Annotated in this window: 11 protein-coding genes and 1 pseudogene; 4 read left to right on the forward strand and 8 right to left on the reverse strand. The window is 69.2% G+C overall.

What is annotated here, in order from left to right; all coding sequences use genetic code 11:
* Positions 1–264 precede the first annotated feature (264 nt).
* Positions 265–627, forward strand: coding sequence for a hypothetical protein (locus tag K7862_RS23965; RefSeq protein ID WP_222965935.1), 363 nt, complete (start codon positions 265–267; stop codon positions 625–627).
* A 319-nt stretch (positions 628–946) separates the two neighbouring features.
* Here the strand turns inward: K7862_RS23965 and K7862_RS23970 are convergent, their stop codons facing one another.
* From K7862_RS23970 to K7862_RS23985, 4 genes are all read right to left on the reverse strand, one after another.
* Positions 947–3298, reverse strand: a complete 2352-nt coding sequence (locus K7862_RS23970) for an ATP-binding SpoIIE family protein phosphatase (RefSeq protein WP_222965937.1) — start codon at positions 3296–3298, stop codon at positions 947–949.
* An 88-nt stretch (positions 3299–3386) separates the two neighbouring features.
* Positions 3387–4586, reverse strand: coding sequence for a PP2C family protein-serine/threonine phosphatase (locus K7862_RS23975; RefSeq protein ID WP_262413704.1), 1200 nt, complete (start codon positions 4584–4586; stop codon positions 3387–3389).
* Between the two features lie 80 nt (positions 4587–4666).
* Complete coding sequence (locus K7862_RS23980; protein ID WP_308012151.1) at positions 4667–5299, reverse strand: VOC family protein; 633 nt, start codon at positions 5297–5299, stop codon at positions 4667–4669.
* Positions 5300–5508: 209 nt separating this feature from the next.
* A complete protein-coding gene (locus K7862_RS23985; protein WP_222965939.1) occupies positions 5509–7011 on the reverse strand; it encodes an MFS transporter in 1503 nt (500 codons plus the stop codon).
* Between the two features lie 175 nt (positions 7012–7186).
* Here K7862_RS23985 and K7862_RS23990 point away from each other — a divergent pair, with 175 nt between their 5' ends.
* Entirely contained in the window at positions 7187–7708 is a 522-nt protein-coding gene (locus K7862_RS23990) for a winged helix-turn-helix transcriptional regulator (RefSeq protein WP_308012152.1), read from the forward strand.
* 202 nt (positions 7709–7910) lie between these two features.
* On the opposite strand, the gene K7862_RS23995 is transcribed toward K7862_RS23990, so the two are convergent.
* Entirely contained in the window at positions 7911–8936 is a 1026-nt protein-coding gene (locus K7862_RS23995; RefSeq protein WP_222965941.1) for an alcohol dehydrogenase catalytic domain-containing protein, read from the reverse strand.
* Positions 8937–9241: 305 nt separating this feature from the next.
* Between K7862_RS23995 and K7862_RS24000 the strand changes: the two genes are divergently transcribed.
* Positions 9242–9421, forward strand: a complete 180-nt coding sequence (locus K7862_RS24000; RefSeq protein WP_222965943.1) for a hypothetical protein — start codon at positions 9242–9244, stop codon at positions 9419–9421.
* On the opposite strand, the gene K7862_RS24005 is transcribed toward K7862_RS24000, so the two are convergent.
* Positions 9394–10071, reverse strand: a complete 678-nt coding sequence (locus K7862_RS24005; protein ID WP_222965945.1) for a LysE family translocator — start codon at positions 10069–10071, stop codon at positions 9394–9396. The genes K7862_RS24000 and K7862_RS24005 overlap by 28 nt on opposite strands.
* Before the next feature lie 309 nt (positions 10072–10380).
* Entirely contained in the window at positions 10381–10779 is a 399-nt protein-coding gene (locus tag K7862_RS24010) for a nuclear transport factor 2 family protein (RefSeq protein ID WP_222965947.1), read from the reverse strand.
* Positions 10780–11202: 423 nt separating this feature from the next.
* On the opposite strand from K7862_RS24010, the gene K7862_RS24015 reads away from it, so the two are divergent.
* Positions 11203–12300, forward strand: coding sequence for a pentapeptide repeat-containing protein (locus K7862_RS24015; protein WP_222965949.1), 1098 nt, complete (start codon positions 11203–11205; stop codon positions 12298–12300).
* A gap of 22 nt (positions 12301–12322) precedes the next feature.
* Here K7862_RS24015 and K7862_RS37785 read toward each other — a convergent pair.
* Positions 12323–12481 (reverse strand): annotated as a pseudogene (locus K7862_RS37785) (hypothetical protein); the annotation flags it as partial.
* Positions 12482–12496 lie beyond the last annotated feature (15 nt).

The raw sequence follows: 12496 nt of genomic DNA on the forward strand, positions 1-12496 counted from the left end.
CCCTGCGAACTGCGACTTGCGTGTACCGCTGCCCGGCAGTTCATGTCTGCCGGGCCTCATCGATCTCGACTATGACAGAAACCATAACCACACCACGACCAAATGTCTACTCCAGCCGAGACAGATTTCAGCGTGTCCGAAGATGAGGTAAAGGCTCTCGAACGGTGGAGGGCGGAGAGGTCGGCGACTGCGGTGCCGGGCTGGCGTTCGCACGTCCAGCCCCACGGCGGCATCTGGACGAGCCGGTGCATAGACTTCGCTCTCATGCCGACGCATGACGAGCTACTCGTTGACATCGCCGCCCGCGTGGAGTCCGGGCAGAGCAACCAGATGCCCCTGACCGTGGTCACCGGGGGCGCCGTCATCACCGGCCGCCTGGCTCCCGAAGCCGTGTGGCGGCAGAGGGTCTCGGAGGTGCTGACGGCCTCGGCCCAACTGGGCGAGTTCTCCGCTGCCTTCGGCACTCCCGCCGGGGAGGACGGACGGCCGCCCACGCACCTGCACTTCCATGTCGCCCGCATTCTGCAGGGCGCGGTGGGAATCCCGGAGACCGGCGGCATGTACCGCGTTGCGATCGAGCACGTGAGCGCCTGGACGGTGGGTGACTTCAGCTATTCCGACCACTGACCCGCCGCCGCGCACTGATGGCCGCCGGGTCGACCCGATGCAGCATGCCGGCCCGCACGACATCCCGATGGCCGTTTTCGGAATCAGCGATCCGCGGACCTGGTCGGCCGAGGACTGGCCGTCCCACGTCATCCCCCACCGCGCCTACGGACTTGCCGCAGCCGCGGTACTCGCGGACGAAGGCGGGGCACCAGCCCACGTATCGACATCGCGGCCGACTGAGACCCCAGTCCAAGGACTACGCCTGATCGGCCCGCCAACCGCTCAGCCGGCGTCGACCGGCAGGCAGATCCGTTCGGTGGTCGGACACGTATCGATCTCAATCTGCGACACGTCTGCTTGTCCCGTCACTCACGTTCGCATGCGACGACGCTGCCGACGTCTCCCAGGTGCCTGCAGGCAGTTCGGCCCAGACGGTCTTTCCCTGCGCGTTGTACCGGGCCCCCCACCGGTTTGCGAGTGTCGCCAGGATGAACAGTCCCCGGCCGGTCTCGTCGACCGTGCGGGCGTGCTGTACGTGGGGAGCGCTGTTCGCGGCGTCGCTGACCTCGCAGGTGAGCATCTGTCCGAGGACCAGCCGTAGCCGCAGCGGCGGAGCGCCGTAGCGGACGGCGTTTCCGACGAGTTCGCTGACGACGAGCTCAGTGGTGAAGGCCGTCTCCTCGTCGACTCCCCACAGGTCCAGCTGGTGCCGGGTCGCCTCGCGGGCGATCGGCGCTGCCTCGGGGTCCGAGGGCAGCGCGCGGGTCAGTAGACGGTCGTCGGGTTGCGCCTTCGTCCGTGCGAGGAGCATCAACGGCTCACCGTTCGAGGCGTCTTGTCCGGAGCGGAGCTCGGATTCGAGCCTGTCACTGAGTTCCTTGAGGGGTCGCGCCTCAACGCTGTCCAGAAGCGGCAGCAAGGGACCCGATGGCCTGAGCATCCTGCTGGCGGCGGCCGTGCCCATCGCGAGAGTGCTTCCTTCAGGGAGGTCAACGGTATCGGCGGGGAACGGGGCCTCGCCTGCCCCGGCGAGTGGCGGTCCCGCGGGGCCGGAGATGTGGACAGACGTGCCATCGGGGAGCCGAGTAAGCGGCGCGGGAGCACCTGCGCGGGCGACAGTGCAGGTGCGCTCCACCGGATCATAGACGGCGGCAGTGCAGCTGGCGGTCAGCGGCTCGTGCCCTGGGAGGTCCGACGGGGCATAACCTGCGGCGAGACGAGTGGCGGTGTCGTTGAGGCGGGCCAGCAGTTCGTCGGGCTGCAGGTCCATGTCGGCCAACGTCTGGACGGCCGTACGCAGGAGACCGACCGTGATCGCCGTGGTGATGCCCTCGCCTGCCACCTCGCCGACGACGAGGAGGGTGCGTGAGCCGGGCAGAGCGATCTCGTCGAACCAGGCGCCGCCGCCCTCGGAGGTTGGCTGGTGCAGGTGGGAGACCTCCAAAGTGTCCTGGGCTGCCGGCTCCTGGGGGAGCAGCTGCCGCTGTACGGTCCATGCGGTGATCCACTCGCGCATGTACCGGGTGACGTTGTCGATGCACAGCGAAGTGTGGGTGCATACGGCCGACGCTACGGCGAGGTCGTCCTCTTCGAAGGGATCCCTCTGCCCACCGCGGTAGAAGGTGACCACCCCGAGTGCCCGGTCACGCAAGCACAATGGCGCCACGATCAGGGAGTTCGCACCGGACCGCCTGATGATGTCGCCGCGGATCGGATCGGCTTCCTGCCACACGCTGTCGTCATTGCCCGCGAGCAGGCGGGGCCGGAGATCGGCCAGGACCTGCGAAAAGGGGGTGCCGGTCGGCAGCGGACCTACCGGTGGGCCGGCGAAGGCCGAGCCGGGGCCCGCGGAGGCCGCCCGGCGCAGGGAGACGTTCTGGTGCACGGGTACCAGCGGCGCCTCCTCGCCTCGAACAATGCCATCGATCAACTCGACGGCCACGGTGCTCGCGAAGGCTGGCACTACCGCCGCCACCAGTTCCCGGCAGACCGCCCCGAGGTTCAGTCCCTGTCCCACCTGGGTGCGGACCGTGTCCAGCAGCGCCAGGCGGGCCCGTGCTTTCTCTCGCTCCGTTGCGTCCGCAACGGAGGCCACGAGACCGGGGACGTCACCGTCGCCGCCCTCGAGGCGGAAATATGAAACCGAAAGCGTACGACGCCCCGCCCGGCCCGGCGCCCGGACTCCCCGGACCACTCGGTTCACCACTGGCCGCCCGTCCTGCAGGACCCCCCGCGCGATGTCCGCCTCCTCAGTGCACGTCTCAGGCTCGAATACCTCGGCGAAGTGCCTGCCCAGCACGTGCCCATCCGGCACCCCGCACTGCCCTACCTGCAAGCTGCTCGTCCGCACCGTGCGCAGTTGACCGTCAAGGACGTGAACTCCCGACGGGAACGATGCGAAGAGGGATCGCAATGTCGCCGCGTCCCGCCCGGGAAGGGCCTCTCCGGCCGCGAGGATCTGCCACACCACAGAAACCCCGCGAAGTATGGGTTTGACCAGTACCGACGTGAAGTCCGGAAATTCCGCACGCCGGTCCTCGTCAGCGGCGGCAAGGTCCTGCACCGGAGTGATCGTCTCTCGGCCGACGGCGTCTTCGGCGGACAGCCCGACGAGTTCCTCGGCCAGGCGTCCCCACTCGATCACCCGGCCCTGCTCGTCGAGAAGGGCCAGCACGTCATCGCTGGGCATTCGCATGCACCTCCGCTGCCCTGTAACGGTGCTTTTCACCGCCCCTGACGTCGTGGGGACGGCTTGAAGTCTGACCACAGTGCTCAGGTCACGGCCAACCTGCCGGGTGGGCTGCTGGCCCGTCCGGGTCGGTCGCCAACTGTGGCCGGGGCAGGCGATGGGGGGAAGCGCGTTCGATGATCAGCAAGGCGGCGTCGTCGTTGAGTGGCTGGCCGGTATGGGCGAGCAGGTCCCGGTGGATGTGGTGCAGCAGGCCGTCAGGGCTTGAGGCGGAGAAGGCGGCGACCCGTTCCACGAGCGGATAGAAGGCACCGGTCGGTGAGCGCGCCTCGATGACGCCGTCGGTGTAGAGCAGCAGCTTGTCGCCGGCTTCCAACGGGAATTCGTCGGGGCGGAAGCGGGCCGCGTCCAGGCCGCACAGGCCCAGCGGGGGTGCCGGGTGCGTGGCGCTCAGGACGGTGATCTGATCGCCGCGTACGAGGAGGGGCGGCGGATGACCGCAGTTGATCATCTCGGTCTGTGAGCCTTGGTCGTGGATGTTGAGGGTGATCGCGGTGACGAAGTGCTCGCCTGGATCGAGGGTGGTGTCGGCGACGTCCTCCACGTTCCGGCAGACGCTCTCCTCGAGGACAGCGACCAGTTCGGGCAGGGTCGTGTACCGGTGAGCACCTTCACGGAAGGCCCCCAGCACGACGGACGCATCGGCGATGGCGGCCAGACCGTGTCCGCGGGCGTCACCGATGAGCACTCGGGTACAGGCGTGGTCGGTGTGCGCGACGGCTAGCAGGTCGCCCCCGATCTGGGTCTCGTCTTCAGCTGCTAGATACAGCCAGGCCACCCGGAACGGTCCCATACGGCGAGGCGGAGGGCGCAGCAGGACGTGCTGCGTTGTCTCGGCCACAGACCGTGCCCGGTTCAGCTGTCTGGTGCGCCGCTCTCGAACATGACAGAGGAAGACGACCGAGGCCGACAGGATCACCAGGGCGAGGAGTTGCGCCATGTGATTCGCCGTGGTCAGCCCACCGTGGAGGACCGAGATGATCAGCAGGGCGGCTATGGCCACAGCTCCCATGACAGCGGTCAGCCGCGCGCCCGCGAAGGAGGCCGTCAGAGCCGGCGCGACGACCAGAAAGGGGCCCAGATGAACGCTGGTCCCGATGGCGATGTCCGCCGCGGTGATCGCCAGGATCAGTGCGAGCGTGACAGTCACCATCCAACGTGCCGTGCGCCGCTCCGAGAGACCCTCGATCCATGTATGCCGTTTGCCCATGAACACCTTCTCGTCCATCGCCTGTGATCTGCTGGATGACGGTGTCGGCGCCTGCGTGCCGTGCGGGCCTCCCGGCGTGCGGCGACCTGCGTGGCTCGCTATGGGGGTGGCTCCTGGCCGGTCTGCTCGTCCACCATGAACTCCGCGTACCAGTCGGGCCAGTTGTCGTCGAACCCGCCGGTGCGCATCTCGTGCTCGCCATGGGCCGCCGCGGCGCGCCGCAGCGCCGAGGCCAGGTCGTTGCGCGACGCGTACTGGGTGGGGCCGGGTTCGACACGGCCCGGTAGTCGGCTGGTGACCTCCTGCATCTGCCACCCGTTGCCGTCGGGGTCCTCGAAGGAGAACAGCGAGCGGTAGCTGCCGCGGTCAGGATCGGGGCCGGGGTGGATGCCGTCCGCGGCGAGGTGAAAGATGTCGCTCACGCTGACGCCGGCGGCCTGCACTGCGTCCTGCGCCGCCACGATGTCCGGGGTGGTCAGGAACATACGCTGTGCCGAACCGGGCGCCGTCGGCACGAGGTCGGCACCGAACTGAACCGAGCATGATGAACCGGGCGGTGTGAACTGGAAGCGGCCCGGCGGAGTCTTGTCCTCCCGCCAGCCGAGCCTGCGGTAGAAGTCTCTGGCACGTTCGGGATCCGAAACCGGGATGGTCATCACCTCGAGCTTCTCGTCCGGCCTGCCGACCGTCGACGTGCCGCTCACTCCCTGGCTGACCTGGGATGTACCCACAGCGACCTCCCTGAGGTTGCTCCCCCCATGACGCTACTCGTGTGCCCCACGCGTTGCAGCGCGGTCACCGCCGACGAGCCTGGCCAACTGGTTCAGACATGCCATGGGCCTGCCAGTGCGCAGGAGCAGTCCGTGGCACATGCCGAGACATGGGCCTGCGTGATGTTGCCTTCTCGAACCAGGGAGCAGGTCATGCCGTCCCGCTCCCTCTAGCCTGCAGGAGCGGACTCCGTGGCCACCGTCTCGGCCGGCGTCGGGCCGTCGGCGTCGTCGGTGCCGCCAGCCGGGCGGCCCAGCCGTGGCAGGTGGAGCAGCAGCCCGGAGGCGAGGCCGAGGGCGCCCAGTACCCACCACACGCGGTGGAAGGAATCCACGGCGGTGGCCGGTGTCGGCGTGGCGAGGACGGCCACGAAGACGCTGATGCCCAAAACCGCTCCCAGCTGGCGGAAGCTGGCGTTGATCGCCGAGCCGACGGCGAGCCGGGCGGCCGGCAGGGCCTGGACGGCCGCTCCCGACTGCACCGGCAGCGTGAGGCCGATGCCGAGACCGATGATCAGCGACGCGGGCAGGAAACCCGTCACCCAGTGCGGATGGCCGCTCGTTCCCAGCGCCAGCAGCGTCAGTCCCACGGCCCAGCACAGCGCCCCGGCGGAGAGCACCCGCTTGGGTCCGTAGGCGTGCCCGAGACGGCTCGCGGTGCGGGCGACGGCGGTGACGACGAGCGGCGAGGGCGCGCTGGCGAGCGCCGCGCGCAGCACCGAGTACCCCCACACCGTCTGTAGGAAGAGGATGTTGGCGAGCAGCATCCCGTAGAAGGCCGACGAGAACACCAGCGACGAGGCGTTGACGACGCGGAACTGCCGTACGCGGAAGAGCGCGAGGTCCATGACCGGATTGGCGGCGGCGCGGGTGCGCAGCAGGAACACCGGCAGCAGCGCGACGGCGACGGCGAACGCGGCGATCACGCGAGGGTCGGACCAGCCCCAGGACGGGCCCTCGATGATGGCCAGGCTCAGCGCGGCCGGCATCGCGGCGACCAGCACCACGCCCACCGGGTCGGGCAGGCCGTTGGCGTGCTGCTCGCGGGTCTCGCGCAGCAGGCGCAGTCCCACGACCAGGACCAGGGCGCAGATCGGCACGTTGACCAGGAAGATCCAGCGCCACGAGGCGTACTGGGTGAGCAGCGCGCCGGTGGTGGGGCCGAGCGCGGCGGCGGCCGCCCCCATCGCGCCCCAGGTGCCGATCGCCATCGGGCGCCGGGCCGGCGGGAACTCGGGCAGCACGAGGGCGAGCGAGGTCGGTGTGACGAGGGCGGCGAAGGCCGCCTGCAGGGCCCGGGAGCCGATCAGCACGCCCGCGCTGGGCGCGATGCCGCACAGCGCACTGGTCAGGGCGAACCCGGTGATGCCGGTCAGGAACACGCGCTTGCGGCCGTAGCGGTCGGCGATCCGCCCGGCCGGGATGAGCACGGCGGCGAAGACCAGGCTGTAGGCGTTCAGCACCCAGGCCAGGTGCCCGGTGGTGGTGTGGAAGCCGCGGCTGATGGTCTCGAAGGCGACGTTGACGATGGTGGTGTCGAGGAACACCACGAAGACGCCGAGGCTGCTGAGGGCGAGGACGCGCAGGGCGCGCCGCCGGGCGGCCGGGGAGTCGTGGGCGTCCGCGGTGGTGCCGCTGGTGCCGGGGGCGGGCGTCCGCTCCGGGATGGTCATGGTGCCCCTCGGTGAGTGTGCTCGGGTGCGCGGGAGCGCGCGTCCGGAGTGGGGGTGCGCGCATCGGGGTGCGTGCAGCCGCACGGTGGAGTGTGTTGTGATTTCCTACTGACTCGGCTCGACTGTACCGGCGGTGGGTAGGAGAACACAACCGACCCGGAGCTACGCTGGGGGCATGGACGGCAGCAAGGCAGAGGCGCGGACCGCGCACGCGGCGGCAGCGGATACGGCGCGTACGGGCGACGAGGCCCCGCTGGCGCGGATGTCGGCGATGCCGGTCGAGCCGCGGCCATGCTCGATCGCGGCGGCCCTGGACATCCTCGGCGAGCGGTGGTCGCTGCTCGCACTGCGGGAGATGGGCTACGGCGTACACCGCTTCGCGAAGATCGCCGGCTACACGGGAGCGTCCCGGGACATCCTCGCCGACCGGCTGCGCAAGCTGGAGGACGCCGGTGTCGTCGAGCGCCGCCAGTACAGCGAGCACCCGCCGCGCTACGAGTACCACCTGACGCAGTCCGGCCGCGAGCTCTTCCCCGTCCTGCTGGCCCTGCGCACCTGGGGCGACCGCTGGGCCGTCGACTCCCCCGCGCTCGACCTGCGGCACACCTGCGGCGAGTCCGTCGACGTCGCCCTCCACTGCGCCCACTGCGGCGACCCCGTCACCCGCGAGTCCCTCACCCCGGCTCGCCCGCGGTAGCGGACTGTCAGCGGGGCGCTCGGTCCTACCGGCTACTCCAGCGGAATCTCCCGCGTCGGTCGCCTCCCCGCCGCCTGCCCCCTGGCGTGGCGGAACGACTGATCATCTGCGCCTGGCACGCTCGAGCTTGGACATCCTCGCCGAGAGGTCGCGGCAACCGGGCGGGAGGAGATCGACGCGACGGGCGTGCTGCCCCCGGCCGTCAAGCGGGGGTGAGTACCATCCGGAAGCGGGCGCCTCCGGAGAGCATCTTCTGGTAAGCGGCTTCGGCGTCGTCCAACGATGCGGTCTCCGTCATCGGCCGGATTCCGTGCAGCACGCTGAAGGCCATGGTGTCCTCCACGTCCTGTGAGGTGCCGGACAGGTGACCGCGGATGACGCGGCCGGTCAGGAGGAGCTGGTTCGGGGACGTCCCCAGTGGTCCGGGGTCGGCTCCGATGACGACGAGTTCGCCTCGTGGTGTCATGCCTTCCACGGTCGCGCTGACGGCCTGGGAGTTGCCGGCAGTGGCCAGGACGGTTGTTGCACCCCCCAGGGCCTGCAGCGCCTCCGCGACCGGGGTGTGCGAGGTGCTGTCGATGTAGTGGTGAGCGCCCAGTTGTTCGGCGAATTCGGCCTTTTCGGAGCCTCGGGCGATCCCCACGGTCTCGAAGCCCATGGCGACCGCATATTGGACTCCGAGGTGTCCCAGACCGCCCAGACCGAGGACGGCGACGAGGTCTCCGGGCTCAGCCGGACTGCGTCGAAGCCCGTTGAACGTGGTCACGCCGGCGCAGGCCAGCGGCCCGGCGTCGACTGCCGCTAGGTCGTCCGGGACCTTGGCGAGGGCGTCGGCGGGCGCGATCATCTGTTCGCCGAAGCCTCCGTCGTAGGTCCAGCCCGGGACTTTGAGGCTCTCGCAGGTGATGAAGTCGCCTTTGCGGCACCGTTTGCAGTGGCCGCAACTGCCGCCGAACCACCCGACCGCCACTCGGTCGCCCACGTGCCAGCCTCGCTCGGCCACATTGTCGCCGAGTTCTTCGATGTGTCCGGCGATCTCGTGACCGGGCACGTCCGGGAACGTGACTCCAGGCAGCTGGCCGTCGACGAAGAGGGTGTCGCTGTGGCAGATACCGCACGCCTCCACCGCGAGTCGGACCTGTCCGGGGCCAGGACGCCGCACTTCCCGCTCGACGATCTCGAAGCTGCCACTCGGGGAGGTTACCTGCGCGACTCGGTAGCTGGTCATCGATCCCTCCTACGGTGACGACAGGGACCTGCTACCAGCACAGCAGGTCGGGGATACTCACGCACCTCGAGCCCGGTGAGTGTCCCGGCCGGGTCTGCGCGGGGATTGTGGCCGACACGACATGACGGTGCCGGCGAAGGGGAGCAGGCTGAGAGGAGGAGCGCGGGGGTGACACCTGGCGAGCGATGAGGTGAGGCGCGCAGGGCAGAGGCACCGAGGGCCGTCCGAGGCTGCGTGGTTTCCTGGAGAAGTGAGCCGAATTCGTCGGGTGTGAACGACGAAAGGTCTCTCTGCTGCCGGAATCCATGCGTACGGGCGTGGCCGAGAAGGTCGGCGAGCCCAACGACGTCCTGCGGCTGGAAAGCCGGTCCGTGCCCACGCCGGAAGCCGGCCAGACGCTGATCCGTGTGACGGCGACCCCCGCGCACGCCAGCGATCTGCACGTGCTGCGGGGCCGCTACGGCTTCTCCCCCGGAACATACTGAGCCTTGTCCAACCTCAGTTGGAGCACGTCAGGTGCAGTGCGCAGAGCGAAGATGCCGAGCAGGCCGCCTGCCGTGAACCGCTGGGTGGTCATGACGCGGGGCCGGGCGGCGAGAAACCCGGACACCCGTGCTGCACCCAACATGATCACAGCGTTCACGGTGATCCCCACAATGATCTGTACACCGCCGAGCTGGAGCAGTTGCTTCCAGGCCGGACCGGCCTGAGGGTTCAGGAACTGCGGAAGTAGGGCGGCGTACAGCAGAGCGATCTTAGGGTTGAGCAGGTTGGTCAGCAGCCCCATCGAAAACAGTCGGACGTCGGAGACTGGGGGCAGGTCCTGGGCCGGGGCGAAGGGCGAACGGCCGCCGGGCTTGAGCATGCCCCAGGCGAGGTAGGCCAGGTAGACGGCTCCGGCGAGCTTGACCACTGTGTAGGCCACCGGCACGGCAGTGAACAGCGCGGAAAGGCCCGCAGCCGCGGCCACCAGGTAGCACAGGAAGCCCACGGCGGTCCCACTGAGGCTGACCAGACCCGCCCTGCGGCCTTGGGTGATCGCGCGGGATGCGAGGTGGATCATGTTCGGCCCCGGAGTCAGGGCCATGCCTAGTTCGACCAGAGCCACTCCTCCCACTGCGGACAGAGTGATCACCGGTCAACCTCCTGGTGGTTCGCGGGGTGCCTGGTACCCCGGAGCGGGGAAGCGCCCACTGCAATGGACAACAGGCGCATCTACAGCGCCTGCTTCGCCCACCGAAGGATATGGCCTTGCCGTTCGGCACATCCACGCTCCCTGCCCGCCTGCCCCGCATCTCGGGGGAACCTCGAACAGACCATGGCCGCCCTCAAGACCGGCGAACCGTTTGGACGCGAGCGGCCCGATCACACTGCGGGGTCGACAGAGCGTCGCCTTCGCCACCTGGCCTTCCAGCAGAGCGAAGCCATCTGGCGCAACCCGTCGTCAGACGGCGTAGGCCTGCGAAACCTTCAGCGTGTCCTCGTAGAGGTAGAACTTGACGATCTTGTCGCCCGCCACTTGGAAGTGCATCGCGATGGGCATCTCGTACGTGCGGCCCGTGCTCTTCGCCACGCGGGTGAATCGGCCCAACATGACCGCGTGGTCGCCGTCGACCACAAGGGCCTCCACGCGGTCGACATTCTTCTCCGGAACGATGTTGTCCACCAGCGTCCGGAGATAGCCGGGTACCTCACTGGACTTGGAACGGCGCCCGGTCCAAGGGAGGGACGGCGATCCGGGCACGTACCAGTCGATGTCCTCGCCGAAGACCTCCGCGACCGCGTCCGGGTCCCCGGCGGCAAGCAGACCGAAGAATTTCTCGACAACCTCACGTGTAGCCATGATGCGAAAGCCTTCCAGAACGAGAGACCCCGTACCTATGTCCAGGTAGATGAATCGCCGCACGCCCGACCGCAAGGCCGGGTGAGCGGTACGGAAGCAGATGAACCCGGCCGGATTCCATCCCGGGGAGTCCCGACCACGAGTACGCGGGAACGCAGCAAGATCTGCCGGAAGGTGGCCGGCAGAGGTTTCTCCTTCTCCGCCGGGCGTGGCTTGCGATTGTGGAATTTTATCGATCAACGCGCCTGCCCGGGCGCGGCCTGGCGACGGCCGAGCCCATGCGTGCCGTCACCGTTTCAGCCTATGCGTCTCACGGACAACGGCGCACGCGGGACTGCGGCGCACAGGCTCTCTGCGATGGCGGGCGAGGTGACCTGTTCGCCCGCGGGCCCCGGGCCCAGCGGTCGATGCCGTGCGGATGGCATGCTGCTCGTCATGGGGGCGGGTGATGCGTCGACGCGCTGGAGCACGGGCAGGCAGGCCGGACTTGAGCAGCCGTGGCTGTCGCGCCATCGCTTGCACATGCTCGCCGTCGTCGGGCTGCTCGGCGTGATCGGCGGCGTGCTCGTGATCCTCGGGCCGGTGTCCTGGCTTGTTGCGGGTGACAGCGTTCGATCGCTGAAGGGCAAGGATCAGGCGGACGCGCTGAACTCTGTGCGGCAGACGGTCCTCGGCGCCTTTGCCGGCGTCACCGTCTTCGCCAGCCTCGCCTACACCGCCCGCACCTACGGGCTGTCCCGAAGGGGCCAGGTGACCGAGCGATTCCGGTCCGCCGTGGAGCAACTCGCGTCACCCGAGCCGGAGATCCGCATCGGCGGCATCTACAGCTTGGAGCACGTCCTCGCCGAATCCCCGCAAGACCACATGGCGGTGGTCAGCGTCCTGGCCGCCTACATCCGCAACCACACCGACGCCGCGCCGGGAAGGCCCGGCATTCTGCCCGAAGACCACAACGCCGACCGCCCCGCGCCCCCTTGGGGAACACAGCCCTCTCAGGACGTCCAAGCCGCCGTCGACGTCCTGGCCCGCCGTCCGCACCGCCACGAACCCCGCAGGCTCGACCTGCGCGGAGCCGTACTGATCGGGCTCACCCTCCGCAGCTTCGAGTTCACCACGGCACCGCGGCTCTCGCCCATGTTCCTGACCTCGGCAGACTTGAGAGGGGCCGATCTTCGCGGCACCGACTTCCGGCGCACGATCCTGAACGGAGCCGATCTCCGCAGAGCCTGCCTGGTCCACGCCCGACTGGCCGGAGTCGCTCTGCACGGCGCCGACATGCGTCAAACCCTCCTCACGGACGCCGATCTGCGGGAGGCCGATCTGGGCGCGGCGGACCTGCGCGACGCCACGGGCCTGACCGCCGGCCAACTGGCCACCGCGTTCATCGACGCCGAGACCTCTCTGCCCGAGTCACTGGCCGCCGACCCCTGGGTCGCAGCCCGGCTCGCCGACTGCTCTGCCTGGCGGTCGCACGAAACCCACGGCTGGAGCGTTCCTCCTCCCACGCACCGGCCTGGCTAAATACGCTGCCGGCGCGGTGGGCCTGATGAGCCTGTTCCATGGGGTAGGTGCGGGCCACCCGCAAGGTCAGGGCGCCTTCTTCGGCCTGGCGTGCCAGCCGGCCCAGGATGTCGTGGCGTCCGTCGTAGGAGGCCCGGTCGGGACGGACCGTGCCGATCACCCGCAGCCCCTGCAGGCACATCACCGGGAAGCGCGT

It is taken from the genome of Actinacidiphila acidipaludis, assembly GCF_019890725.1.
In the GTDB taxonomy this organism is placed as follows: domain Bacteria; phylum Actinomycetota; class Actinomycetes; order Streptomycetales; family Streptomycetaceae; genus Actinacidiphila; species Actinacidiphila acidipaludis.